This window comes from Streptomyces sp. NPDC058665 (genome assembly GCF_042714995.1).
Classification (GTDB): domain Bacteria; phylum Actinomycetota; class Actinomycetes; order Streptomycetales; family Streptomycetaceae; genus Streptomyces.
On record NZ_JBHXRX010000009.1, the window covers coordinates 36448 to 61988 of the forward strand.

The 25541-nt window shown below is 71.2% G+C and carries 19 protein-coding genes and 1 pseudogene; 10 read left to right on the forward strand and 10 right to left on the reverse strand.

Features of this window, described 5'->3' with window-relative positions; all coding sequences use genetic code 11:
* The first annotated feature begins 9 nt into the window (after nucleotides 1-9).
* The 5 genes and pseudogenes from ACFWV8_RS07905 to ftsY all read left to right on the forward strand — a co-directional run bounded on the left by ACFWV8_RS07905 (nucleotide 10) and on the right by ftsY (nucleotide 6854).
* The gene (locus ACFWV8_RS07905; RefSeq protein WP_384198889.1) at nucleotides 10-291 is read left to right on the forward strand and encodes an acylphosphatase; all 282 of its coding nucleotides are present in this window, start codon (nucleotides 10-12) and stop codon (nucleotides 289-291) included.
* A gap of 465 nt (nucleotides 292-756) precedes the next feature.
* A complete protein-coding gene (locus ACFWV8_RS07910) occupies nucleotides 757-975 on the forward strand; it encodes a hypothetical protein (RefSeq protein ID WP_189105231.1) in 219 nt (72 codons plus the stop codon).
* A gap of 181 nt (nucleotides 976-1156) precedes the next feature.
* On the forward strand, nucleotides 1157-4954 hold the full coding sequence (locus ACFWV8_RS07915) for an AAA family ATPase (RefSeq protein WP_384198890.1): 3798 nt from the start codon (nucleotides 1157-1159) through the stop codon (nucleotides 4952-4954).
* Between the two features lie 231 nt (nucleotides 4955-5185).
* Nucleotides 5186-5554, forward strand: a pseudogene (locus ACFWV8_RS07920) (MFS transporter); the annotation flags it as partial.
* Nucleotides 5555-5642: 88 nt separating this feature from the next.
* Nucleotides 5643-6854 (forward strand): signal recognition particle-docking protein FtsY, encoded by a 1212-nt coding sequence (gene ftsY, locus ACFWV8_RS07925; RefSeq protein WP_384198891.1) that lies wholly within the window; start codon nucleotides 5643-5645, stop codon nucleotides 6852-6854.
* A gap of 173 nt (nucleotides 6855-7027) precedes the next feature.
* Here the strand turns inward: ftsY and ACFWV8_RS07930 are convergent, their stop codons facing one another.
* Nucleotides 7028-7687, reverse strand: a complete 660-nt coding sequence (locus ACFWV8_RS07930; protein WP_384198892.1) for a bifunctional DNA primase/polymerase — start codon at nucleotides 7685-7687, stop codon at nucleotides 7028-7030.
* A 436-nt stretch (nucleotides 7688-8123) separates the two neighbouring features.
* On the opposite strand from ACFWV8_RS07930, the gene ACFWV8_RS07935 reads away from it, so the two are divergent.
* From ACFWV8_RS07935 to ffh, 5 genes are all read left to right on the forward strand, one after another.
* The gene (locus ACFWV8_RS07935) at nucleotides 8124-9596 is read left to right on the forward strand and encodes a hypothetical protein (protein WP_384198893.1); all 1473 of its coding nucleotides are present in this window, start codon (nucleotides 8124-8126) and stop codon (nucleotides 9594-9596) included.
* A 348-nt stretch (nucleotides 9597-9944) separates the two neighbouring features.
* Nucleotides 9945-11231: an ammonium transporter gene (locus tag ACFWV8_RS07940; protein ID WP_329380973.1), complete on the forward strand. Its 1287-nt coding sequence runs from the start codon at nucleotides 9945-9947 to the stop codon at nucleotides 11229-11231.
* The gene (locus ACFWV8_RS07945; RefSeq protein WP_189105224.1) at nucleotides 11228-11566 is read left to right on the forward strand and encodes a P-II family nitrogen regulator; all 339 of its coding nucleotides are present in this window, start codon (nucleotides 11228-11230) and stop codon (nucleotides 11564-11566) included. Before ACFWV8_RS07940 ends, ACFWV8_RS07945 begins: the two co-directional genes overlap by 4 nt.
* 255 nt (nucleotides 11567-11821) lie before the next feature.
* The gene (locus ACFWV8_RS07950; protein ID WP_384198894.1) at nucleotides 11822-14272 is read left to right on the forward strand and encodes a [protein-PII] uridylyltransferase; all 2451 of its coding nucleotides are present in this window, start codon (nucleotides 11822-11824) and stop codon (nucleotides 14270-14272) included.
* Nucleotides 14273-14480: 208 nt separating this feature from the next.
* Nucleotides 14481-16031 carry a signal recognition particle protein gene (ffh, locus tag ACFWV8_RS07955; protein WP_384198895.1) on the forward strand — a complete coding sequence of 517 codons (1551 nt, stop codon included), beginning with the start codon at nucleotides 14481-14483 and terminating at the stop codon, nucleotides 16029-16031.
* A 60-nt stretch (nucleotides 16032-16091) separates the two neighbouring features.
* Here the strand turns inward: ffh and ACFWV8_RS07960 are convergent, their stop codons facing one another.
* The 9 genes from ACFWV8_RS07960 to ACFWV8_RS08000 all read right to left on the reverse strand — a co-directional run bounded on the left by ACFWV8_RS07960 (nucleotide 16092) and on the right by ACFWV8_RS08000 (nucleotide 25169).
* Entirely contained in the window at nucleotides 16092-17342 is a 1251-nt protein-coding gene (locus tag ACFWV8_RS07960) for a phosphopentomutase (RefSeq protein ID WP_384198896.1), read from the reverse strand.
* Between the two features lie 13 nt (nucleotides 17343-17355).
* On the reverse strand, nucleotides 17356-18516 hold the full coding sequence (locus ACFWV8_RS07965; protein ID WP_384198897.1) for an alanine racemase: 1161 nt from the start codon (nucleotides 18514-18516) through the stop codon (nucleotides 17356-17358).
* 2 nt (nucleotides 18517-18518) lie between these two features.
* Nucleotides 18519-19622, reverse strand: a complete 1104-nt coding sequence (locus ACFWV8_RS07970; protein WP_384198898.1) for an aminotransferase class V-fold PLP-dependent enzyme — start codon at nucleotides 19620-19622, stop codon at nucleotides 18519-18521.
* 1 nt (nucleotide 19623) lies between these two features.
* Nucleotides 19624-20619, reverse strand: a complete 996-nt coding sequence (locus ACFWV8_RS07975; protein WP_384198899.1) for a phosphotriesterase — start codon at nucleotides 20617-20619, stop codon at nucleotides 19624-19626.
* Between the two features lie 60 nt (nucleotides 20620-20679).
* Nucleotides 20680-22104 carry a YhfT family protein gene (locus tag ACFWV8_RS07980; RefSeq protein WP_384198900.1) on the reverse strand — a complete coding sequence of 475 codons (1425 nt, stop codon included), beginning with the start codon at nucleotides 22102-22104 and terminating at the stop codon, nucleotides 20680-20682.
* 90 nt (nucleotides 22105-22194) lie between these two features.
* Nucleotides 22195-22551 (reverse strand): DUF2620 domain-containing protein, encoded by a 357-nt coding sequence (locus ACFWV8_RS07985; RefSeq protein ID WP_384198901.1) that lies wholly within the window; start codon nucleotides 22549-22551, stop codon nucleotides 22195-22197.
* 13 nt (nucleotides 22552-22564) lie between these two features.
* Nucleotides 22565-22951, reverse strand: a complete 387-nt coding sequence (locus ACFWV8_RS07990) for a transcriptional antiterminator (protein ID WP_329380954.1) — start codon at nucleotides 22949-22951, stop codon at nucleotides 22565-22567.
* A 127-nt stretch (nucleotides 22952-23078) separates the two neighbouring features.
* A complete protein-coding gene (yhfZ, locus tag ACFWV8_RS07995) occupies nucleotides 23079-24017 on the reverse strand; it encodes a GntR family transcriptional regulator YhfZ (RefSeq protein WP_384198902.1) in 939 nt (312 codons plus the stop codon).
* A 207-nt stretch (nucleotides 24018-24224) separates the two neighbouring features.
* Nucleotides 24225-25169, reverse strand: coding sequence for a methyltransferase domain-containing protein (locus ACFWV8_RS08000; protein WP_384198903.1), 945 nt, complete (start codon nucleotides 25167-25169; stop codon nucleotides 24225-24227).
* Nucleotides 25170-25541 lie beyond the last annotated feature (372 nt).

Sequence of the window (25541 nt, forward strand, 5' to 3'; positions counted from 1 at the left end):
CTTGCACGCATGAACGAAGACGTACGGATCACCGTCTGGGTGCGCGGTCGAGTACAGGGAGTTGGCTTCCGCTGGTTCACCAGGGCAAACGCTCTGGAGATCGGGGACCTCAGGGGCTTCGCGCTGAATCTGGACGACGGCAGGGTGCAGATCGTCGCAGAGGGATCACGTGATAATTGCCACCGTTTGCTGGTGTGGCTGCGTTCCGACGACACGCCCGGCCGTGTTGACGGAGTCACTGAGATTTGGGGCACACCGCGGGGCGGATACGACACCTTCGCCGTCCGGTGATCACGGCCGCCCGTGCGACGTTCCGAGAGAGCCCGAACGATCTTGACCATTCCTGGTCGATCTTGAACGGGTAGAGGTATGCCGAGATCCCGACGGCCAAGGCGCGGTCCGGCCTGCCTGTATGCCTCCGGCACATGCTTTTGGCGGGAATCCACCGATGGTTGCCAAGAAGCGGGGTCCCATGCCAAGCTGCCGCGTTAACAATGATCTCCACGCCCTCCGGGGCCGCAGGAGAGGCGGCGTCGCACCAGATGCGGACGCTCGCCCCTGGGCCGTCCGGCGATGACGGGCTGTGATCGTGTTGACCGTCAAACTTTTTGGTGAGACTCTGGAAGCCCCGCGCACCTTGGCTGTTTGGCAGTGAAAAACACAGTGCGGAAGAACCTCTGCCAGCAGTGCGGGTGCGGAAATCCCTCACGACCCACACCGCTTCGGTCGGTCACTCAGTGTGGAGGCCCATCCATCATGGCAAAGGCGCTTCTCGGTTACGTCGGCGGTTCTGACCCGCGACTCCTCGCCGAGATGCGACGGCTTCAGCAGCGCGTCCAGGACCTCGAATCCGAGCTCGTACGGATTCAGTCCGAGAACGACGCGTTGAGCGCTGCCGCCGCACAGCACCATGGCGATTCGCCGTTCGACGGCATCGACATCGATGTACCCCAGGCGGAGCCGGCGCTCACCTGACAGCAGCCCCCGTCGGGGTCAGGTGAGAAACCCTCTCGCAAGAACATGCAAGGGACGCTTCGGCGTCCCTTCTTTCTTTCCCCCTCGCCCCCCGTAACCGGTTCTTCTCACGTCTGATGTGCCCTGCTCATTCAGCGGTGAAACCGCGTTGGGTGATGTGAGGCAGGTAGAGTCCGGCGGCGTGCACCTCAAGGCCATGACCCTGCGTGGGTTCAAATCCTTCGCCTCCGCCACGACGCTGCGGTTCGAGCCCGGCATCACGTGCGTCGTGGGTCCGAACGGCTCGGGCAAGTCCAATGTCGTGGACGCGCTTTCCTGGGTCATGGGGGAGCAGGGGGCCAAGTCGCTGCGCGGCGGCAAGATGGAAGACGTGATCTTCGCCGGGACGACCGGCCGGCCGCCGCTCGGGCGCGCCGAGGTCTCCCTCACCATCGACAATTCCGACGGTGCGCTGCCCATCGACTACGCCGAAGTCACCATTACACGGATCATGTTCCGCAACGGCGGCAGCGAATACCAGCTCAACGGCGACACCTGCCGGCTGCTCGACATCCAGGAACTGCTTTCCGACTCCGGTATCGGCCGCGAGATGCACGTCATCGTCGGCCAGGGGCAACTCGATTCCGTCCTGCACGCGGACCCGATGGGACGCCGGGCATTCATCGAAGAGGCCGCGGGCGTCCTGAAGCACCGCAAGCGCAAGGAGAAGGCGCTGCGGAAGCTGGACGCGATGCAGGCCAACCTCGCGCGCGTGCAGGACCTCACGGACGAACTGCGGCGACAGCTCAAGCCGTTGGGGCGACAGGCCGCTGTGGCACGGCGTGCCGCCGTCATCCAGGCGGACCTGCGCGACGCCCGGCTGCGCCTGCTGGCCGACGACCTCGTGAAGCTGCGTGACGCCCTCCGTACGGAGGTCGCCGACGAGGCGGCGCTCAAGCAGCGCAAGGAGGAGGCGGAACTCCGGCTCAGGAACGCGCTGGCACGCGAGGCGGAGCTGGAGGAGGAAGTACGGCGGCTGGCGCCGAGGCTCCAGCGCGCGCAGCAGACCTGGTACGAGCTCTCCCAGCTGGCCGAGCGGGTACGGGGCACGATCTCGCTGGCGGACGCCCGCGTGAAGAGCGCCACCGCCACGCCGGACGACGAGCGGCGCGGGCGCGACCCGGAGGACATGGAGCGGGAGGCCGCCCGCATCCGTGAGCAGGAGGCGGAGCTGGAGGCCGCGCTCGAAGCAGCCGAGCGCGCGCTGGAGGACACTGTCGCGCACCGTTCCGACCTTGAGCGCGAGCTGGTGGCGGAGGAGCGCCGTCTCAAGGACGTGGCGCGGGCCATCGCCGACCGGCGCGAGGGGCTCGCCCGGTTGAACGGGCAGGTGAACGCCGCACGCAGCCGCGCCGCGTCGGCGCAGGCCGAGATCGGCCGCCTCGCCGAGGCCCGCGACGGGGCGCGGGAGCGCGCCGTCGCCGCACAGGAGGAGTACGAGCAGCTCAAGGCCGAGGTCGACGGCCTGGACGCCGACGACCAGGAACTGGGCGAGCGGCACGACGAGGCGAAGCGGGCGCTGGCCGAGGCGGAGCGCGCGCTGACGGCGGCGCGCGAGGCGGCCACCGCCGCCGAACGCGAACGCGCGGCTCTCTCCGCCCGTCACGACGCGCTCGCCCTGGGACTGCGCCGTAAGGACGGCAGCGGCGCGCTGCTCGGCGCACGCGACCGCATCGCCGGCGTGCTGGGTCCCGCCGCCGAACTGCTCACCGTCACACCGGGCTTCGAGGTCCCCGTGGCCGCGGCGCTCGGCGCGGCGGCGGACGCGATCGCGGTGACCGACGCGACGACCGCGGCGGACGCCATCCGCCTCCTCCGTAAAGAGGACGCGGGGCGTGCCTCCCTGTTGCTGGGCGGCGAACCGCCCGCGCGGCCGGCCGCCGTACCGGGACAGACCACGGAGCCGGACGGACCCGGCGACGGGGCCCCGGCCGACGGAATCGGCTCCGGTACGGTGCCGAGCCTGCCCGGACAGGCCGGTGCCGGGACACGGGGCGGCGACGCCGCCCCGTCCGGAGCCGTACCCGGGCAGGCGGACGGGGCGCGCGACGTACCGGGCGGCAGCGACGGCAGCGGCGGCCACGGGGCCGCCCACGCCCGCCCCGCACCCGCCGCCGCCGCGACCGCCACCGACCTGGCCGCCCCCCGCGTCGCCGACCTCGTACGGGGCCCCGACGCGCTCATGAGCGCCGTGAAGCGGCTCGTCCAGGACATCGTCGTCGTCGGCACCCTTCAGGAGGCCGAGGAGCTTGTCGTCGCCCACCCCACACTGACCGCCGTCACGGCGGAGGGCGACCTCCTCGGCGCCCACTTCGCCCATGGCGGCTCCGCCGGGGCACCCAGCCTGCTGGAGGTGCAGGCATCGGTCGACGAGGCGGCGGCCGAGCTGGCCAAGTTGGCGGTGCGGTGCGAGGAGTTGGCCGACGGTCAGCGCCGGGCGACCGGCCGCCGTACCGAATGCGCCGCGCTCGTCGAGGAGTTGGGGGAGCGGCGCCGGGCGGCCGACCGCGAGAAGTCCGCCGTGTCCGGCCGGTTGGGGCGGCTCGCCGGCCAGGCCCGGGGCGCCGCGGGCGAGGCCGAGCGGACCTCGGCCGCCGCCGCCAAGGCCCAGGACGCCCTGGACCGGGCCGCGGAGGAGGCGGAGGTGCTCGCGGAGCGCCTGCTCGTCGCCGAGGAGGCGCCCGCCGAGGAGGAGCCGGACACCTCCGTACGGGACCGGCTCGCCGCCGACGGGGCCAACGCACGCCAGACCGAGATGGAGGCGCGGCTCCAGGTCCGTACCCACGAGGAGCGTGTCAAAGGACTCGCAGGCCGCGCGGACTCGCTCGACCGGGGCGCCCGCGCCGAGCGCGAGGCGCGGGCCCGCGCCGAACAGCGGCGGGCCAGACTGCGCCACGAGGCCGCCGTCGCGGGCGCCGTCGCCTCCGGTGCCCGGCAACTGCTGGCGCACGTCGAGGTGTCCGTCGTACGCGCCGACGAGGAACGTACGGCGGCCGAGACGGCGAAGGCGGGCCGCGAACGGGAACTCCTCGCGGAGCGCAACCAGGGGCGGGACCTCAAGAGCGAACTCGACAAGCTCACCGACTCGGTGCACCGTGGCGAGGTCCTGGGCGCCGAGAAGCGCATGAGGATCGAGCAGTTGGAGGCGAAGGCCCTGGAGGAGCTGGGCGTCGAGCCGGCCGGGCTGATCGCCGAGTACGGCCCGGACCAGCTCGTACCGCCGTCCCTGCCCGCCGAGGGCGAGGAGTTGCCGGAGGACCCCGAGGACCCGCGCAACCAGCCCCGGCGGTACGTACGGGGCGAGCAGGAGAAGCGGCTCCGGTCGGCCGAGAGGGCGTATCAGCAACTCGGGAAGGTGAACCCGCTCGCCCTGGAGGAGTTCGCGGCGCTGGAGGAGCGGCACAAGTTCCTTTCCGAGCAGCTCGAAGACCTCAAGAAGACCCGCGCCGATCTGCTCCAGGTCGTCAAGGAGGTCGACGAGCGGGTCGAGCAGGTCTTCACCGAGGCGTACCGGGACACCGCCGTTCAGTTCGAGGGAGTCTTCTCGCGGCTCTTCCCCGGGGGCGAGGGGCGCCTCATCCTTACGGATCCCGACAACATGCTCACCAGTGGTGTGGACGTCGAGGCCCGGCCGCCCGGCAAGAAGGTCAAGCGGCTCTCCCTGCTGTCGGGCGGCGAGCGGTCGCTGACCGCCGTGGCGCTGCTGGTGTCGATCTTCAAGGCGAGGCCGAGCCCGTTCTACGTGATGGACGAGGTCGAGGCCGCGCTGGACGACACCAACCTTCAGCGGCTGATCCGGATCATGCAGGAGCTCCAGGAGAGTTCGCAGCTGATCGTGATCACCCATCAGAAGCGCACGATGGAGGTCGCCGACGCGCTGTACGGCGTCTCAATGCAGGGTGACGGCGTCTCCAAGGTGATCAGCCAGCGCCTGCGCTGAAGGCGCTCCCCCCCGACGCCGGCGATCCTGCCGCCCCCCCCGAACGGCCCAGGGCAGGTGGTGGACGGGGCGGTGCCGTGCCCCACTGGGAGAACTTCGCGTCCAGACCCGGCGCGCCCGCTCCGGGGCGGCGACAGGAGCCCATGCGACGAGTACCGCCCAGTCGCCGCGGCCCGGGGTGAACCGTCCCTTCCGGAGCACCTCGGCCATGTCGTCTTCATCACGGCGTCGCTCGGACTGGCGGCCTGGGCGTTCTCGCAGAAGAGCAGCACCGACATCTCCATCCCCAACACGCAGGGCACGGTGGCACTCGCCGCCGCCCACTCCTTCGTGCTCTTGTTTCGCGCTGTCCTGGGCACTCGTCGTCCGGGTGCTGCTCGGCGAGATGTTCCCCGGCAGGATCCGGGCCGCCGCGCTGGGCGTGGCCGTGTCGGCGCAGTGGATCGCCAACTGGGCCGTCACCGACTCGTTCCCGACCTGTCCGACTGGGATCTCTCGGGCGCGTAAGTGATCTACTCGGCCTTCGCGCTGCTCTCGATCCTCTTCGTACTGAAGTGGGTTCCCGAGACCAAGGGCAAGGCGCTGGAGGAGATGGGCTGACCAGCCCCGTTCCAGGGATCGTGCGCCCCGTCGGGGCCCGGACTCTCCCCACCGCCCCATGGCGGCCGTCGCCTGCGAAGATGACGTGGTGGACATCGTCATTCTTGCCGTAGTCATCGCCCTGGTCGTCGTCGGCGTGATCAGCGGGTTCGTGGTCACCAGCCGCAGGAAGAAGCAGCTGCCGCCCAAGGCACCGTCGAGCACGCCGACCATCACGACCCCGCCCGCCGAGCCGCACGTCGGCGACGAGGCGGGGCCGCCGCGGGAGGAACCCCGCCGCACCATCGAAGAGGTGGGCCTCCCCGAGGCGACCGCGACGCCGCCCGCCGTCGAGGACCCCGTCGTGGCCGCCCCGCCGTTGGCGATCGAGGTCCCGGAACCGTCCGCGGGCCGTCTGGTCAGACTGCGGGCCCGGCTCGCCCGCTCGCAGAACACCCTCGGCAAGGGGCTCCTCACGCTGCTCTCGCGCGAGCACCTCGACGAGGAGACGTGGGAGGAGATCGAGGACACCCTGCTCACCGCCGACGTCGGCGTCGCACCCACGCACGAGCTGGTGGAGCGGCTGCGCGAGCGGGTCAGGGTGCTCGGTACGCGTACGCCCGACGAACTGCGCGCACTGCTGCGCGAGGAACTGCTCGCGCTCCTGCGTACGGACTTCGACCGCGCCGTGAAGACCGAGAGCGGTCTGGACACCCCGGGTGTCGTGATGGTCGTCGGCGTCAACGGCACCGGCAAGACCACGACGACGGGCAAGCTGGCGCGGGTGCTGGTGGCCGACGGCAGGTCGGTGGTGCTCGGCGCCGCCGACACCTTCCGCGCCGCGGCGGCCGACCAGCTCCAGACGTGGGGCGAGCGCGTGGGCGCGCGTACGGTGCGCGGCCCCGAGGGCGGCGACCCCGCGTCGATCGCCTTCGACGCGGTCAAGGAGGGCATCGCCGAGGGGGCCGACGTCGTCCTGATCGACACGGCGGGGCGTCTGCACACCAAGACCGGGCTGATGGACGAGCTCGGCAAGGTCAAGCGCGTGGTGGAGAAGCACGGTCCGCTGGACGAGGTGCTGCTGGTCCTGGACGCGACGACGGGGCAGAACGGCCTCGTACAGGCGCGGGTGTTCGCCGAGGTCGTGGACATCACCGGCATCGTGCTGACCAAGCTGGACGGCACGGCCAAGGGCGGCATCGTGATCGCGGTCCAGCGTGAACTGGGTGTGCCGGTCAAGCTGATCGGGCTGGGCGAGGGGCCTGACGACCTGGCGCCGTTCGAGCCCGAGGCGTTCGTCGACGCGCTGATCGACGGCTGACGGGCGCGCCGTCTGCGCGTCGTCGGCTGACAGCCGCCGCCGTACGGGGCGCGTACGGGGCGCCGTACGCACGGTAGGCGCCGTACGAGGAAAGGGCCCTCCCGCGTGTGCGCATGCGGTGGGGCCCTTCGTACGGAGGCCACGGGGCGCGGCCGGGGTGCCGGACGGCGGGGTCAGTCGCCGACGGGCGAGCGGTGGCAGACGTACGCCAGTGTCCCGAGCAGCAGCCGCGCCTGCGGCGGGTCCGCCGCCGTGTCCAGGACCGGTGCCCGGAGCCAGCGGACGGGCCCGAGGCCGCCGAGGTCGGACGGCGGGGCGGTGACATGGGCGCCCTCGCCCAGACAGCGCAGATCGAGACCGGCGTCGTCCCAGCCCATCCGGTAGAGGAGTTCGGGCAGTTCGGCCGCGGCGCCCGGTGCGACGAAGAAGTGCGCGCGCCCTGTGGGGGTCGCGGCGACGGGGCCCAGCGGCAGCCCCATCCGCTCCAGCCTGATCAGCGCGCGGCGGCCCGCCGGTTCGGCGACGTCGATGACGTCGAAAGTGCGCCCCACGGGCAGCAGAACGGCGGCCCCCGGCGTCTCGGACCAGGCCTTGGCGGCATCGTCCAGCGTGGCGCCCGCGGGGACTTCCAGCGCGTGGTCCAGCGGATGGGCGCCAGGGGCGCGGCATCGGGCGGCGCCGCAGGAGCAGCGGCCCGCCTCGGCCCGTGCGCCGGGGACGACGTCCCAGCCCCAGAGCCCTGTGTACTCGGCCACCGTCGTGCACTCAATAGCGCGGCCGCGGCGCCGTGAACCGGACCGCATCTCCCGGATTCCGCCGATCGTGAAGCCCATGCCCCCTCCAACGGGTCGAACTCATCGGTAGTTACGACTCGGAGTCGCTTGGTGACCCTCCGTCGATTTCTTGGGGTTCGGCTTCGCCCCGGCGGCGCGCGGTGACACCCGGGGTGGCGTGTCCGGCTCCGTGCGCCCCCGCGCGCAACGCTCCACCGGTTCCTGCTCGTCGCTCGTCAAGTGAATCGCGCCCGGCCGCAGGCGAGTTCATTTGAAGGGGTGGCGAATGGTGGCGTTTAGGGAATGGCCCTCGCGGGAGGGGTGATCGTAGGATTACTTTGAGTACACGAGCGGTGGGAAGTCGCACGTTCGTGGTTATGCCGCAGGCAACTCGGTTTCCTGTTCGAAGGGGCGAGATCTCCGGACAGACGACCGTAACTGACGGCATTCTGGTAGAAGTTCGCGCGACAGGGCTTCAGTGGAAGGGGGCGTTCCAGTGGGCGGCAGCGGCGCAGACGGTACGGCCACCGGCAAGCGCCCGAACGAGCAGTTGAGTTCATGGTTCAGGCGCAGCGGCTGGTCCAAGGGCGAACTCGCGCGCCAAGTCAACCGCAGGGCCCGTCAGATGGGCGCGCACCACATCAGCACCGATACTTCGCGGGTGCGCCGCTGGCTCGACGGCGAGCAGCCGCGGGAGCCCATCCCGCGCATTCTCTCGGAGTTGTTCTCCGAGCGCTTCGGCGCCGTCGTCGCGGTCGAAGACCTCGGACTGCGCTCCGCCCACCAGTCCCCCTCGGTGTCCGGCGTCGATCTGCCCTGGGCGGCGCCCCAGACCATCTCTCTGATCAGCGAGTTCTCGCGCAGTGACCTGATGCTGGCCCGGCGCGGCTTCCTCGGGACGTCGCTCGCGCTCGCCGCCGGCCCCGCCCTCATCGAGCCGATGCAACGCTGGCTGGTGCCCACATCGCCGGCCGACCAGGACGACGCCGGGCCCCCGGGGGCGCGCCGCCACTCCCGGCTCTCCATGCCGGAGTTGGAGCTCCTGGAGTCCACCACGGTGATGTTCCGTCAGTGGGACGCACAGTGCGGCGGCGGTCTGCGCCGCAAGGCGGTCGTGGGCCAGCTCCACGAGGTGACGGACCTTCTTCAGGAGCCGCAGTCCGACAGCACCGCGCGGCGGCTCTTCAGGTGCGCGGCCGAACTGGCCGAGCTGGCGGGCTGGATGAGCTACGACGTGGGTCTCCAGCCCAACGCCCAGAAGTACTTCGTGCTCGCCCTGCACGCCGCCAAGGAGGCGGGGGACAAGGCCCTCGGGTCGTACATCCTCTCCTCGATGAGCCGTCAGATGATCCATGTCGGCCGCCCCGACGACGCGTTGGAGCTCATCCATCTCGCCCAGTACGGCAGCAGGGACTGCGCCACGGCCCGTACGCAGTCGATGCTGTACGCGATGGAGGCGAGGGCCTACGCGAACATAGGGCAGCCGGGCAAGTGCAAGCGCGCGGTGCGCATGGCGGAGAACACCTTCGCCGACGCGGGCGACGACGGCGAGCCGGAGCCCGACTGGATCCGCTTCTTCTCCGAGGCCGAGCTCAACGGCGAGAACGCGCACTCCTATCGGGACCTCGCCTATGTGGCAGGGCGGAGCCCTACGTACGCCTCGCTCGCCGAGCCCGTCATGGAGCGCGCCGTCCAGCTCTTCGAGAAGGACGAGGAGCATCAGCGGTCGTACGCGCTGAACCTCGTCGGAATGGCCACGGTCCACCTTCTTAAGAGGGAGCCCGAGCGGTCGACCCCTCTTATCAAGGAGGCGCTCGGCATCGCCAGGAAAGTACGCTCCGAGCGCGTCAGCACCCGATTGCGCAGAACGGTTTCCGCGGCCACCCGGGACTTCGGTGAGCTCTCCGAGATCAGCCAGCTCACCGAGCAGCTCACGGAAGAACTCCCGGAGTCCGCGGAAGCGGTCTGACCGCCCCGTCGAGAGCGCCGCGAAAGTCCGTCGGCTTTCCCTCGGAGCCCCCCGTCCCCCCCCCGCGTACCCCGCGTCTCCGGCCGCGGCACTCGCCCGTACAGCCGACACCGCTTCCCCGTGCCACGTCACACGGGTGACTGTCGGCGCCGGATTCTGCCATCACCGCACCTCGCGACACGGCAGTTCATCCAGGCGTAACACGCCGGTCGACTTCGTCACTGTCGCGAAACATCGGGCGGCATCGACCGAAATCACCCCACGTCAATCTCCTCACCACCAGTCGGCCCAGAGAAGTAAGAGCATCCGCACCGGGCCGTATTTCCCACCCACGAGGAGACGCCGGCCTTGAATGGCGCAGATACCGCATTCGTATTGATCAGTGCCGCGCTCGTCATGTTGATGACGCCCGGCCTGGCCTTCTTCTACGGCGGCATGGTCCGGGTGAAAAGCGCCCTGAACATGCTCATCATGTCCTTCATCTCTCTCGGCATCGTCAGCTTGCTGTGGGTGCTGTACGGGTACTCGCTCACCTTCGGTGACGACATCGGTGCAGGACTGCTCGGCAACTTCGACCACATCGGTCTGAAGGGCATCAACGCCGAGACGCTCACGGGCGGCACCGAGGGAATCCCCGTCTACGCCTTCGCCCTCTTCCAGCTGATGTTCGCCGTACTGACCCCGGCGCTCATGAGCGGCGCCCTCGCCGACCGCGTCAAATTCACCGCCTGGTCCCTGTTCATCGCCCTGTGGGTCACCGTCGTGTACTTCCCGGTCGCGCACTGGGTGTGGCAGGCCGACGGCTGGCTCTTCAAGCTGGAAGTGATCGACTTCGCCGGCGGTACGGCGGTCCACATCAACGCCGGTATCGGAGCACTCGCCGCCGTCCTTGTCGTCGGCAAGCGCATCGGCTTCAAGAAGGACCCGATGCGGCCGCACAGCCTGCCGCTGGTGGTCCTCGGCGCCGCGCTGCTGTGGTTCGGCTGGTTCGGCTTCAACGCCGGCTCCGCACTCGCCGCCAACGGCACGGCCGCCATGATGGCCTTCAACACACAGATCGCCACCGGCGCGGCCATGCTCGGCTGGCTCATCTATGAGCGCATCAGGCACGGCGCGTTCACCACACTCGGCGCGGCCTCAGGAGCCGTCGCCGGTCTCGTGGCGATCACCCCTTCTGGCGCGCACGTCAACCCGTTCGGCGCGCTGCTCATCGGCGTCGTCGCCGGAGCGGCCTGCTCGTGGGCCGTCAGCCTCAAGTACAAGCTGGGCTACGACGACTCACTCGACGTGGTCGGCGTCCACCTCGTCGGCGGCGTCATCGGCACCCTGCTCGTCGGTGTCCTCGCCATCGACGGCGTCGGCGGGGCCTCGCAGCTCGGCAAGCAGGCGATCGGTGCCTTCTCGGTGATGGGCTACTCCTTCGTCGTCTCCTGGATCCTTGCCAAGATCGTCGATGTCACCATCGGCTTCCGGGCCTCCGAGGACGACGAGACCAGCGGTGTGGACATGGCATTCCACGCGGAATCCGCCTATGACTTCAGCGCGGTGGGAGGCTCGCCCTCGAGCCGGAGCAGTGCGACCGCTACGGACAAGGACCTCGGCGCCGCGGCGCGGAACAAGAAGGTGGACGTATGAAGCTCATCACCGCAGTCGTCAAGCCACACCGACTGGACGAGATCAAGGAGGCACTCCAGGCCTTCGGTGTCCACGGGCTGACGGTCACGGAAGCCAGCGGTTACGGTCGGCAGCGCGGCCACACCGAGGTCTACCGGGGCGCGGAGTACACCGTCGACCTCGTGCCGAAGATCCGCATCGAGGTGCTGGTCGAGGACGGTGACGCCGAGCAGCTCATCGAGGTGGTTGTTAAGGCCGCCAGGACGGGCAAGATCGGCGACGGCAAGGTGTGGAGTGTGCCGGTGGACACGGCGGTCAGGGTACGTACGGGGGAACGCGGCCCGGACGCCCTCTGACCCGGATCCGGTCCGATCCAGGTCCGATGCCGGCGGCGTGCTCGGTGAGCGGGCACGCTCCGGCGCCGGGCGCACTCCGTCGAGGAGCGCGCCCGGCGCCGTCGGCGTTCCGGAGACGGAGCGCGGAGCCGACGCCCAACTCGTGACGACGTCGCGCGAGTTGTGAACCGAGCGCGCTCGGAGATACGGACGACGCGCGCAGCGAAACCGGGCGTCCCGCACGCGGGACGCCCGCCGAAAGACGGGACCTGCCGGGTGACCACCCCTGACGAGACGACCGGACAACCCGACCCCGGACCCAGCGGCTACGCGGCGGCCCGACTGCGCCTTCTCCACGACAAGACGCCGTCCGGGCCGCCGCGCCGCGCCGCGCTGGCGCGGCTCACGGACGACTGGCTGCACGCCCTGTTCACCGCCGCGGCCCGCGCGGTCGGCGTCCAGGGAGCGTCCCTCGTCGCCGTCGGCGGCTACGGACGGGGCGAACTGTCCCCCCGCAGCGACCTCGACCTTCTCCTCCTGCACGACGGCAGCTCCGACGCCGCGGCCATCGCCGCTCTCGCGGACCGCGTCTGGTATCCCGTGTGGGACCTGGGGCTCGCCCTCGACCACTCCGTACGGACGACGGCCGAGGCCCGCAAGACCGCAGGCCAGGACCTCAAGGTGCAGCTCGGGCTCCTCGACGCCCGTCATGTCGTCGGCGACCCGGCACCGACCGCCGCCCTGCGCACCGCAGTACTCGCCGACTGGCGCAACCAGGCCCCGAAACGCCTTCCCGAACTCGACGAACTCTGCCGCGAACGCGCCGAGCGCCAGGGCGAGTTGCAGTTCCTTCTCGAACCCGACATCAAGGAGGCACGGGGCGGGCTCAGGGACGCCACCGCGCTGCGCGCCGTCGCCGCGTCCTGGCTCGCCGACGCCCCCAGGGAGGGCCTCGCCGAGGCACGCCGCGCGCTCCTCGACGTACGCGACGCTCTGCACCTGACGACCGGCCGGGCCACGGACCGGCTCGCGCTCCAGGAGCAGGACGGCGTCGCCGCGGAGCTCGGCGTGCGCGATGCCGACGAACTCCTGCGGCAGGTCTACCAGGCGGCCCGCACCGTGTCGTACGCCTCCGACGTCACCTGGCGCGAGGTCAACCGCGTCCTGCGCTCCCGCGCCGGCCGCCCCCGGCTCCGTTCCCTCCTCGGCGGCAGCAGGCCCGCCCCGGAGCGCACGCCGCTCGCCGAAGGTGTCGTCGAGCAGGACGGCGAGGCCGTACTCGCCAGGACGGCGCGCGCCGAACGCGACCCCGTCCTGCCGCTGCGCGCCGCTGCAGCCGCCGCGCAGTCCGGGCTGCCGATCTCGCCCTACGTCGTCCGGCGGCTCGCCGCCGCGCACCCGCTGCCCGCCCCGTGGCCCGCGGCGGCGCGCGAGGAATTCGTCACGTTGCTCGGGGCGGGGGAGCCGACCGTCCCCGTCTGGGAAGCGTTCGAGGCCGAAGGGCTCATCACCCGCCTCATCCCCGAGTGGGAGCACGTCCGCTGCCGCCCCCAGCGCAACGCCGTCCACACCTGGACGGTGGACCGCCATCTCGTCGAGACCGCGGTCGAGGCCTCCGCGCTGACCCGGCGTGTGAGCCGCCCCGACCTGCTCCTGGTCGCCGCCCTGCTCCACGACATCGGCAAGGGGCTGCCGGGCGACCACTCCGAGGCCGGGGAGCCCGTCGCGCGCACCGTGGCGCTGCGGATCGGCTTCGACCGCGCCGACGCGGACGTCGTCGCCGCCCTCGTACGCCACCATCTGCTGCTCGTTGAGACAGCGACGCGGCGCGACCTGGACGACCCGGCCACCGTCAGCTCCGTCGCAGAGAAGATCGACTCGCTGTCCACCCTCGAACTGCTGCACGCGCTCACCGAGGCCGACGCGCTCGCCACCGGGCCCGCCGCTTGGTCCGCGTGGCGCGGGTCCCTCGTCACGGACCTCGTCGGCCGCGTCGCCGCCGCTCTCGCCGGCAGGGCGCCCGCCGCACCGCGCCCCGTCGTGACCAGCGCGGAGCAGGAACGCCTCGCTGTCGAGGCGCTGCGCACCGGCGGCCCCGTCCTGTCCCTCCACGCCCACCCGGAACCTTCTCAGGAGGACGACGAACCGGAGCCGGTCGGCGTCGAACTGCTCATCGCACTCCCCGACCGCCCCGGCGTCCTGCCGGCCGCGGCAGGGGTTCTCGCGCTGCACCGTCTCACCGTGCGGGCGGCCGATCTGCGCATCGTCGAACCTCCCACGGCGCTCGGTGACGCCTCCGACGTCCTGCTGCTCACCTGGCGCGTCGCGGCGGCGTACGGCTCCCTGCCGCAGGCGACGCGGCTGCGCGCCGACCTCGTACGCGCCCTGGACGGTTCGCTCGACATCCGGTCCCGGCTGGCGGAGCGCGAGGCGTCCTATCCCCGGCGGCGCGGGACCCAGGCTCCGCCGCCCCGTGTGACGGTGGTGCCGGACAGCTCGGAGCTCGCCACCGTCATCGAGGTGCGCGCACAGGACGCCCCGGGTCTGCTGCACCGGATCGGGCGGGCGCTGGAGGAGGCGGCGGTACGGGTCCGCAGCGCGCACGTGTCCACTCTGGGCGCGAACGCGGTGGACACCGTCTACGTCACGCGCCCCGACGGGGCCGTCCTGACGGACGGGGAGGCGGCGACGGCCGCGAAGATGGTGGAGGAGGCCCTGCGCGGTTGACGCGTGGGTCACGGAGCGCCGCGGGACGGAGCGGCGCAGCCCGTTGCCGAACGGGGCGGCAAGCTGCCGTCGTACGGGGCGGCGCGACGCCGAGGCGGAGGGCCCCGTACGGGGCCTTCACAACGGGCAGGGCCCGCCTTCCCGGCCCGGCCGGATACCCTGGAGAGCAATCCACTCTGCCCCCGACCCCTGAGGACCTACGAGCGCCGTGTTCGATACCCTCTCCGATCGCCTCTCAGCGACTTTCAAATCCCTCCGCGGCAAGGGGCGGCTGTCCGAGGCGGACATCGACGCCACCGCACGCGAGATCCGTATCGCGCTCCTCGAGGCGGACGTCGCGCTCCCCGTGGTCCGTGACTTCACCGCGAAGGTCAAGGAACGGTCGCGCGGCGAAGAGGTCTCGCGGGCGCTCAACCCGAGCCAGCAGATCATCAAGATCGTCAACGAGGAGCTCGTAGGCATCCTCGGCGGCGAGACGCGGCGCCTGCGCTTCGCCAAGCAGCCGCCCACCGTGATCATGCTCGCGGGTCTCCAGGGCGCGGGCAAGACGACCCTCGCGGGCAAGCTGGGCCTCTGGCTCAAGGGGCAGGGCCACTCCCCGCTGCTGGTCGCGTGTGACCTCCAGCGTCCCAACGCCGTCAACCAGCTCGCCGTCGTCGCCGAACGCGCGGGCGTCGCCGTGTACGCCCCCGAGCCCGGTAACGGCGTCGGTGACCCGGTCAAGGTCGCCGAGGACTCGATCAAGTACGCGAAGGACAGAGTCCACGACGTCGTCATCGTCGACACCGCCGGCCGTCTCGGCATCGACGAGGAGCTGATGCGCCAGGCCGCGGACATCCGCGACGCCGTCAGCCCCGACGAGGTCCTGTTCGTCGTCGACGCCATGATCGGCCAGGACGCGGTCAACACCGCCGAGGCCTTCCGCGACGGCGTCGGCTTCGACGGCGTCGTGCTGTCCAAGCTCGACGGCGACGCCCGCGGCGGTGCCGCGCTCTCCATCGCGCACGTCACCGGCAAGCAGATCATGTTCGCCTCCAACGGTGAGAAGCTGGACGACTTCGACGCGTTCCACCCGGACCGCATGGCGTCCCGCATCCTCGACATGGGCGACATGCTCAGCCTCATCGAGAAGGCCGAGCAGACCTTCAGCCAGGCCGAGGCCGAGAAGATGGCCCAGAAGCTGGCGAAGGGGCCGAAGGAGTTCACGCTCGACGACTTCCTGGCGCAGATGGAACAGGTCCGGAAGATGGGCTCCATCTCGAAGCTGCTCGGGATGCTGCCCGGCATGGGGCAGATGAAGGACCAGATCAGCAGCATCGACGAGCGGGACGTCGACCGTACGGCAGCGATCATCAAGTCCATGACGCCGGGCGAACGGCACGAGCCGACCATCATCAACGGCTCACGCCGGGCGCGTATCGCAAAGGGTTCCGGCGTCGAGGTCAGCGCCGTGAAGAACCTGGTCGAGCGGTTCTTCGAGGCCCGCAAGATGATGTCGAAGATGGCGCAGGGCGGCGGGATGCCGGGAATGCCGGGCGCTCCGGGTTCGGGCGGCGGGCCCGGCCGGCAGAAGAAGCAGCAGAAGCAGGCCAAGGGCAAGCGGCGCTCCGGCAACCCGATGAAGCGCAAGGCCGAGGAGCAGGCGGCCGCGGCGCGGCGCGAGGAGGCGGCGCAGGCGGGCGGCGCGTTCGGTCTGCCGACGGCGGAGGCGGACAAGAACTTCGAACTGCCCGACGAGTTCAAGAAGTTCATGGGCTGAGGCCCGACTTCGGGCGGGGGGAGGCGGCGCCGCGCCGACAACGCCGGGACGGCGCCGTGTCTACTGTGGCGGCCCTGCCGGGCGGCCTGACGGCCCGCCGAGGAGCGTCGCCCCCGTCGTGAGGGCGTCCGCGTCCAGGCCGAGGGCCGCCGCGGCCGTCGCCCCTACGTCCGCCAACGTCGCGGCGTCCGGGAGGAGTTCGATCCCCGCGGCGTCGGGGCGGTGGATCAGGACGGGGACGTACTCGCGCGTGTGATACGCGTGGCCGATCGTCGGGTCGTTGCCGTGGTCGGCCGTGACGATCAGCCGGTCGCCGGGGCCCGTGAGCAGCCCCGTCAGCTCGGCGAGCCCCACGTCGACCCGCTCCAGGACGCTCCCATAGCGCCCCGTGTCCTGCTGATGGCCCGCGAGATCGGTCTCCTGGACGTTCGCGACCACGAGGCCGCCTTCGCCGCCCCGTACCGCCGCCAGAGTGTGCTCCAGTACCTCCTCCGTCGCGACGGCGGGGCGCCGTACGGCGGCTTCGCACGCCAGGATGTCCGCCGCCTTGCCGACGAGGGTGACCGGGAGGCCCGCGCGGGCGGCGAGGTCGGGCAACTGCCGGGTGTGGTCGAGGTCCACGCCCAGATGGCGCACCTGGAGCCCGCCGTTGCGGTAGAAGCCGGTGGCCGGCGTGTCCAGCCCGACGGTGCCGCCGTCACCGTCTCGTACGTACGTGGCGAGCGGCCCGTCCGCGTGGCCCCCGACGGCGATGACGCGGGCGACCGGCGAGACCGCCCGTACCGTACGGGCGATGGAGAGGATGCCGTCGAAGGACAGATCGTCCAGGCGGCCCGAGGCGTTCCAGTTGATGCCGGGGTCGGCTTCCAGGTTGTCGTGGACCAGGACGGCGCCGTCGACGAGCAGCAGCGGCTGCCCCCGCAGGGGTTCGACGAGGTGTCCCTCCGCCTTCAGCGCGCCGCTCACCTCGTCGAGATGCCCGGCCAGCGTGGCCACCGTCACCCGGCTGAAGTCCGCGCCCATCATGGTCTGGTGTCCGGCGAAGGTGTCGGCGCCGGGGTAGCCGAGGGCGGCCCGCCCCGCTGCGACGGGGCGGCTGGTCCGGCGGGCGAGATCCGGATGCGGATGGACGAGGCCGAGCCCCAACTCCCCGAGCGCGGGCAGCCGGAGCGGCCGGCCCAGTGCCGCGCGGCAGTGGTCGAGGACGTGCCCGCAGGTGTCGGCGGTGAGATCGCGGGGCCGCAGTGTCCCCGCGTCCGGCATCGCACCGACTCCGAACCCGTCGATGACGACGATCACGGTTGTGCTCATGGCGCTCGGCTCCTTACCGGGCCCGGCCCTGGGCGTCGTACAGGCCGGTCAGCCGGGGTTCTCCGGTGGAGAGCCCGGCGACGACCGCGACGGTCGAGCGCGTGACGAAGATCTGGGTGCGGAAGGCGAGTACGGCGGTGTCCCCGACCTCAACGTCCGCGGCGTCGGTGGGGCGTTGGAGCAGCCGGTAGTAGTCGATGTTCTCCGCGGGCGCGTCCTGTACGGGCAGACGCAGCCCGGTGCGCGGCAGGAGGGCGTCGTGGATGCGTGCGCGCGGGTAGAAGCCGCCGCCGTGGATCGCGGGCCGTCCGTCGGCGAGGGTGTGGGCGACTTCGCTGATGTACACGTAGGCGGGGCGTTCGGGCTGCTGGTGGTCGACCGCGTGCAGTGGGGTCGTCCCGGTCAGGGCGTGCCCTGGTTCGCCGTGCGTGGCGCCCAGCTCGGCGAGGAGGGGCAGGGTGGCCACGGAAGTGGCGCTGGGAGCGCTGAGCTTGAGCCCTTCGTGCCCGCGCGCGGACAGCAACTCGCGTGCCGTGATCGCGAGTTGGAAGTTCTCTGTCGGGGTCGGCACGCCGGTCAACGGGTCGCACAGCACACAGGGGAACGCGGTGACGCCCGCGATCCTGATGCCCGGGAGCGCTTCGGCCGCCGCCGCGAAAGCGTCGAGCCCGGCGAGCGGCACGCCGCCCTCCTGCCCTGGATAGACCTTGTCGGTGCCCTCCAGTCGTACGAGGACGTCCTGGACGAAGCCGAGCTGCCGGGAGGCGTCCGAGACGGCGCGGGCGTTGGCCAGGTCGAAGACCGTCACCGCCTCCGGCCGCCGCCCGAGCGTCTCGGGCAGCAGACGGGGCGGGATCTGCACGAGATGCCCCACGTTGCCGGCCCGTGCCCCGGCCTCGTGCAGCACGCGTGCCTCGTACGGATCGATCGCCGCGAATCGGGGGATGTGCCGGGCGATCGCCCGGATCAGCGCCGGATTGCGGCCGATCTGCTTGACCACGAACCAGAGCGACAGGCCGAGCCGTTCGGCTTCACCGGCCAGCAGCGCAGCGTTGGCCTCCACGGTGTCGGCGTCGATCACGTACGTGTCGGGCGGTACGGCGCCGGAGCGGTGCAGCGAGACCGCCACGTCGACGAGCTCGGGGTTGCGGGCCAGGACGGCGTCCAGGAACACGTTCAGTCCTTCAGGTCGTGCAGCGAACGGCGGAGGATCTCGATCACCAGATCGGCGCCGGCCCGCATCGGGTTGATCCGCACGGTCCGGTCGGCGAGCTCCGGAGCGTCGTCGAGGGACGAGCTGGACAGCCGGTAGAAGAGCGGGGCGATCTCGTAGCGGGAGTTGGAGCCTACGGGGTACGGCGCGGCGCCGTGGCGTGCCGCGGCGGCGGGCAGTTCGCGCGCGACGGGGCGGTCGAGGCGTACGAGCAGACAGCGGTCCTGCGCGTTGGCGATCCGTACCTCCGCCACGCCGGGCACCTCACCGGCGGCGAGGCGGTCCGCGATCTCGGAGCCGACCTGCGACTGGACGGCCCACATGACGGGGACGTGGGTGAGCGCGCGCAGCGCGTCGAGCGCCTGGTGGCCCTGCACCTGGCCGCCGCCCGAGTAGTTGTCGGCGCGCACACGCTCCACGAGGTCGGCTGCCCCGACGACGGCGCCGACCCCCTCCGGCCCGTGCAGCTTGAAGAGCGAGAAGCACGAGGCGTCGGCGCCCAGCTCCACACCGGCCGACGGGGCGCGCATGATCGCGTAGTTGTCGTCCACGATCGTGCGCACCCCCGCGGCGCGGCAGGTCGCGAGGACGTCCCCCGCGTCGTACGAGTCGGCGAGCCGCTGCCGGCTGTGCTGGACGTACGCCCAGCCGAACTCACCCGAGTCCAGGGCCCGGCGCAGCGCCGCGGCGTCGTTGAAGTCCGCCTCAACGGTGCGGACTCCGAGCCCACGCAGCGTCACCGCGGTCGTGCGGTAGACCGGCGCCCGGTGGATCAACAGCGGGTCGCCGGGGCCGACGGCGCCCTGGAGCACGGCGCGGATGGCGCCCGTACCCGCGCCCTGCACCAGCGCGGCGTCCTCGGCACCGAAGAAGTCGGCCAGCACCGCCTCGACCCGCGCGGTGGTACGGGGCCGGCCCAGGTCCGGCACCACGCCCGCGTCCGCTTCGAAGAGCTGCTGACCCTCGAACTGCGCGGCGGTGCACTCCAGCAGCCGGAACTGCATCCGGACCGCGTCGTCCAGCGGGATCGTCGCCAGGGGGAAGGTCCGCGGCAGTTGTACCGGCATCTCAGCTCTCCTTCGTGTCCGCACCGGTCAGGAACCGGAGCGGATTGTGCCGTGTCATCAGATCGATCAGGTCCTCGTCCACACCGGCCGCGCGCACCCGGGGCAGGAAGGACCGGAAGAGATGCCCGTAACCCTGGCCGCCCTCCGAGCGCAGATACGCGTGCCGGGAGATGTCGCAGCTGAGCAGTACCCGATCGGCGTGACCGGCCTCCAACAGCGCCAACAGGAGGCGCAGTCGCACGGTGTCGCTCTGGTAGCTCTCCTTGCCGACGGTGTCGAAGGCGACGTACGCCCCGCTCGCCGCCAGCTCACGGTGCACCGCCGGGGCGTCGAGCAGGTCCTGGTGGCCCAGCGAGATCCGGTGGGGGGCGAGCCCCGCGCCGGTGAGCAGCTCCAACTGCGCGAGCCCGCCGCGGCCGAGCTGTGCGTGAGTGGCGACCGAAAGCCCCGTGGCGAGCGCGGCGTGCGCCGCAGCCAGCAGGGCGCGGGTCTCCGGCCCGGTCGGTGAGTCGCCATGGCTGCCGATCTCGCCGAGTACGCCGGGGCGGATCCCGGTGTCGCCGAAACCGTCGTCGATCTCCCCTACGAGCGTCGCGGTCAGCTCCTCGACGCTCGCACCGTCGAGCTCCGCGGGGTGGAACGGCTCGTAGTACCAGCCCGTGGCGGCCACCACCGGCACCCCCGACGCCGCGGAGATCCGGGCCAGGGCCTGCGATTCGCGGCCCATGCCCCGGCAGGTCAGCTCGACGACCAGGCCGAGGCCGTACTCCTCGCGCAGGGCCGTCAGTTCCGCGACGACGGCGGGCCTGTGCAGGTCCGCGTCGAGAACCGCCGCGCCGTCGTCACCGGCGTGGTCGAGATCGAGCACGAGGTGTTCGTGGGCGAGTACGGGGCCCCGTACGGCGGAGACGGCCAACGGGCCGGTGACGGTGCGCAGCCGGCGCGGCTGTGCGACGCCGGTGCCGGTGCCGGGGTCGCCGGGGTCTGGGTGCTGCATGGTGCGAGGGCCTTCCTGTGTCGTGCGTGTTCGCGGCGGCGAGTCCGCGGAGTTGCCCACCTATCCCTTGATCGGCGTGAACAGATCCAGCCAGTAGAGGATGTTCAGCAGCACGCCGCCGACGATGACCGCGGCGGGCGCCGCCGCCATCCGCACCACGGGGCGGCCCATCGACTCGTTCAGCAGATACAGCCCGCCGACGATGAGGATGCCGAGGCCCCCTCCCATGACGTTGGCCGCCATCAGCGAACCGAACAGGATCGCGAGCCCCAGCGCGTCGCCGATCGCGCTGCGCAGGTGCTCGGAGGAGTCACGCACGCTCGGCAGCTTCCCGAGGACCCGGCCGATGGCCGAGAGTGCCAGTACCTCGACGGCGAAGACCGCCGCGCCGACGACGGCGGCGAGGAACGGGTTCGGCATCAGGTAGCCGATGGGGTAGACGAAGGTGAAGCCCGCGATGCCGTACGCGCCGGAGGCGAGCGCGGTCGTCGCGATGAGCGGTACGAAGCCGAACGCCCGGTAGAAGTCCACCTGGGCGGCTTCCGAGTAGTCGCCCTTGGCGATCAGGAAGCTCGTCGCCTCGCCGCCGCCGAACACATGCGCCTGGGCCAGTACACAGACGCCGGCCCCGAGCAGCATGAACAGCGGCAGATAGCGGCGCAGCCGCAGCGCGCTCGCGCTGAAGAGGGAGGCCATCGGATCGTCCGCGTCGTTCGCGCCGTCCGCCGCCCCGTTCTTCCCCGACGCCTTCGCCGCCTTCTCATCTGAGAGCAACTCGCTGGCCGCCACCGCCTCCGCCGCGACAGCCTTCGCGGCCTCCGCCCGCTCCAACTTCCGCTGCGTCAGGTCCTTCTTGACCGCGAAGCCGATGAGCGTCAGGACGCCGACGGCCATCGCGATGGAGCCGGGGAAGACATCCGGCCAGACTTTCATCGTCATCACGACGAGCGCCAGCTCCACGACCGCGGCCACCCCGCCCCGTAGCCGCCCGAACTGCTTGGTGATGGCGAGCACCGGAAAGAGCGTGAAGAGGAACAGGATCGGCGTCGACATCTGCTGGAGCGCGGTGAGGAAGTCGACGGGCAGGTCGTGCGCGAGGCTGTTGGCCCCGTTGAGGCCGAACACGACCACGGCGCCCCACGCCCCGCCGAGCAGCGGCGCGATCCACTTCTTGGGCGACAGGATGCCCAGGATGTCGGTGGGTAGGAAGACCAGCCACGGGTTGAGCACACCGGTGGACAGTGCCATCGGGGCGCCGAGACCGAAGATGAAGCCGGCGGAGAGACCGAAGGACACGGCGGTGGTGGCGTTCCGCGTGGACCGCCCCTGTATGAAGTCGAGCATGAAGGGCCGCACGCCGTCGTTGAAGACGGCCAGTGCCATATGGGAGATGAACGCGGTCAGCGCACACAGCGCTATCACCGTCAGTTGCTGTGCCAGCGAGAAGTCGAGGTCTGTCGAGCTCGCTGCGAGGACGCTGTTCACGGGATTTCACTCCTCAGTGCCCGGCGGGGGCCTGGCCCGGCGCGGGGTCTTACGAGGTCTGTCGAGCCCTTGCGGGTTCGTACGGGGCCGTCAGCCGCGCGCGGCGATGGCGCGGGCCATGAGTGGGGCGATCACGTCGATCTGGTCGATGGCGAAGCCGAAGACCTTCTTGCCTTCCGCCAGCAGGGCGTTCACCTCGTCCTCCGTGGGAACGGAGCGGCCGAAGGTGTGGCAGGCGGGCTTGCCGAGCAGTCCGACCAGTACGCCGAGGGAGGCGCCGGCGCCGGTGTGACAGGTGCCGAGGTAGTAGTCGGCCTGGCCGCCGCGGAGCTTCATCGCGGCGTCCATGTCGTTGGAGGCCACGATCTCGATGCCGTCGAGGCCGAGCTTCTTGACGGTGTCCGTGACCTCGGCCTTGCCGACGCCACCGGTGAGGATCTTCGTCATGGCTGGTTCCTTCTCATGTCTCGTGCCGTGGGGGCGAGTTCCGGTCGAGCAGGGCGAGATGCAGTCCGAGGAAGTTGATCTCGGAGTCGGGAAGAGGCGCGCCGAGTTCCGAGGCCGCGCGTGCGGAGACGGCGCGCGCCCGTGCCACCGCGTCCGGGTGTCCCGCGAGCTCTGCGGCGATCTCGGAGTCGGTGGGGAATGCCTCGATCGACTCGCCGTTGAGCAGCCTGGTAAGAGCCATCATGAGATGGCTGGTGAGCGTGCCGGCTGTCTCTTCGGTCACAGTGCGGCCCTCGGCGGCCAGGGCGTCCAGCTCGGCCGTCACGAACGCGGCGGCTTCGGGCCGGACTTGGCCGCCCTCGCGGAACAGTTGGATGCGCAGAGCGAGCTGGTCGTCCATGGTGGTCCCTTCTCCTTCGATACGACAGTAACCAGGATTTTGGATTTTGAGCAGAGGCTCGACTTCCTCTTTTTCTCCCGATGTGGCGCCTGGCACGCCCCGACGGGGCGGGGGCGGGCGGGGTTGGTCAGTACGACGGGGCGCGCTCACCCCGCAGCACCTCGGCCTGGTAGTCGGTGATGAGTGACAGGTCGAGGGAGTCGCGAACGGCCCCGAGTGCCTTCGCCCCCTCGGTCCTCCCGATGATCGCGGCGCTCGAGTTGCGCAGTGACAGGTCGCGGGTCACCTCGTCGCCCAGCGGCAGTACGTGCACGCCGGCGCCGAGTCGGTCCTGCACCTCGTCGAGATTCCACAGCGTCGCGTCGACGTGGTCGTGCGCGAACAGATCGCGCAGTTGCATGTACGACGCCTCGACCCACCGGATGTCGGAGCGTCCGGCGAACACGCGCTCCGCGAGCATCCGCTGGTCCTCGGAGGCGTGGTCGACGGCGACGCGCAGCCCGTCGGTCTCCAGGGTCGCGCCCTGCCGCAGCAGCAGCCCGTGGGCCCCGACGTACGTCGCGGGTCCGAGGTCCGCGACGAGCTCGACGGGGCGCTCCTCGATCAGCCGGTCCGCGGCGAAGCGCGAGAGGACCACCAGGTCGACCTTGCCCTCGACCAGGGCGGTGGTGCGGGCTCCGGCGCCGCGCATGAAAGTGATCGCGAAGGGCGCCCCGGCCTGCTCGAACGCGGCGCGCAGTCCGGTGGCCAGACCCTCGTAACGGTGCGAGTACGGCAGCGGCATCGCCGCCAGGAGCGTGCCGAGCCCCGAGAGTCGCCAGAGGACCGAACGGTCGGAGTCGACGAGGAACGTACCGAGGTGACCGCGCGCCGTCGTACGGATCGCGCCCGCCGTCTCCAGGAGCTGGAGCGCGGCCTGAACGGTGCCGTTCCCGACGCCCAGCTCTTCGGCGAAGTCACGCACACGGGGCAGGCGGGTGTCCGGCTCGTGGTTGAGCAGCAGGGCGGCGAGCTGCTGGGCGGCGAGGCCGTTGCGGGTCAGGAAGCGTTCGTCGAAGCCGGTCACAGAAGGGACAGTAACCAGGATTCTGGATACTGACAAGAGTGTTCTGGCCGGTGTCTCCCGTGGCTATCGCTCAGCAGATCGCCACCGACCTCGGTACGGAGGCCGCCTCGCCGGACTGCTCACAGAACTACCGGCGCCGCCGCGGTGTTCGGCGGCGGCGTCGCGCGTCGTACTCAAGCCTGTCGTGCGATCAGCGCGCGGTACGCGTCAGGGCGTGCGCGCGATCAGGTAACGGAACACGTTCGGCATCCATACGGTGCCGTCGCGACGTACATGCGGGTGGAGCGCCTCCGTTATCTCCTTCTCCACCTGAGACTGATCCGTCGCCCGCACCGCCTCGTCGAACGCGCCGGTCGACAGCAGCCCGCGCAGCGCGCTCTCCATCCCCGCGTAGCCGAACGGGCAGGACACGCGCCCCGAACCGTCGGGCTTCAGTCCGGCCCGCGCCGCCACATCCTCCAGGTCGTCCCTGAGCGGCGGACGGTAGCCGCCCCCTTTGCGCAGCCGCTCCGTCAGGCGCCCGGCGACCCGCAGGACGCCGGACGTCGCGCAGCGCTCCGGCGGGCCCCAGCCGGCGACGACCACGGGAGTGCCACGGCCCGCCATGGGCACCGCCTCCGCGAGTGCGGGTCCGAGCCCGTCCGAATCGTCGCCGACGACGCCGATGGGCTGGAACGCCGTGATCACGTCGTAGATGGGGCGCTCAGCCTCCAGGACGGCGGTCGCGCCGCCCGTCAGTACGCGCGCCTGGCTCCGGCCGCCGTACGCCCTCGACGGGCCGGCCACGGATCTTCCCGGCGCTGCGGAGCCTCCGAGCGCCGCGGACGGGTTCGCGTGCGCCGCCACGGGGCGCTCGTCGGGGACGAGCCGCTCACGGGCCAGCGCGACGCGCTCCTGGTCGGCGTCCACGCCGGTGACTTCGGCGCCCCGGGCGGTGGCGATCAGCAGCGCCAGCCCCGAGCCGCAGCCGAGGCCCAGCAGCCGTGTGCCGGGGCCGACCTCCAAACGCTCGTACACCGCCTCGTAAAGAGGCACCAGCATGCGTTCCTGGATCTCGGCCCAGTCGCGGGCGCGACCGCCCGCCTCCTTGGAAGGGTCTGACGAGGCGGCATTCACCTGCTGCTGGCCGTGCTCGACGAGCGTACGAGTCATGGATAGCGCCCCAATCCGGCGAGAGGTCCTGGTGCCCTGATTGACAGCCCCCGTGTACGTGCGCGCCTTCATCCCCCGTATGCCAGGGAACTCCGCATCTGTGCCCGCGTCCAGTGGTTCGCGGGCAATGCTTGTGCACTCCGGTGGTGCGCCCCGGCGCACAGATAATCGCTCTCACCGGACGTCGTCTTCCTACGGTGCGAGCCTGCTCCGAATCGCCCCCGGTCGCGCCCCGTGGGGGTGTCGGCGCGGGGTCTTCCTGAGGCGCGCGGAGCCCGTACGGGCAAGGCGGAACAGGCGTATGAGGACCGTGGGCGGGCATCCGTCGAGCTTGAGCCGAAAGGGTGAGGGCGCGGGGTCGGGATCGGCCAA

Bases quoted from the DNA above. Each gene is read 5' to 3' on its own strand.
- ACFWV8_RS07905 (WP_384198889.1), top strand. From the start codon at position 10: ATGAACGAAGACGTACGGATCACCGTCTGGGTGCGCGGTCGAGTACAG.
- ACFWV8_RS07910 (WP_189105231.1), top strand. From the start codon at position 757: ATGGCAAAGGCGCTTCTCGGTTACGTCGGCGGTTCTGACCCGCGACTC.
- ACFWV8_RS07930 (WP_384198892.1), bottom strand. From the start codon at position 7,687: ATGGGCTTCACGATCGGCGGAATCCGGGAGATGCGGTCCGGTTCACGG.
- ACFWV8_RS07945 (WP_189105224.1), top strand. From the start codon at position 11,228: ATGAAGCTCATCACCGCAGTCGTCAAGCCACACCGACTGGACGAGATC.
- ACFWV8_RS07960 (WP_384198896.1), bottom strand. From the start codon at position 17,342: ATGAGCACAACCGTGATCGTCGTCATCGACGGGTTCGGAGTCGGTGCG.
- ACFWV8_RS07970 (WP_384198898.1), bottom strand. From the start codon at position 19,622: ATGCCGGTACAACTGCCGCGGACCTTCCCCCTGGCGACGATCCCGCTG.
- ACFWV8_RS07975 (WP_384198899.1), bottom strand. From the start codon at position 20,619: ATGCAGCACCCAGACCCCGGCGACCCCGGCACCGGCACCGGCGTCGCA.
- ACFWV8_RS07985 (WP_384198901.1), bottom strand. From the start codon at position 22,551: ATGACGAAGATCCTCACCGGTGGCGTCGGCAAGGCCGAGGTCACGGAC.
- ACFWV8_RS07990 (WP_329380954.1), bottom strand. From the start codon at position 22,951: ATGGACGACCAGCTCGCTCTGCGCATCCAACTGTTCCGCGAGGGCGGC.
- ACFWV8_RS08000 (WP_384198903.1), bottom strand. From the start codon at position 25,169: ATGACTCGTACGCTCGTCGAGCACGGCCAGCAGCAGGTGAATGCCGCC.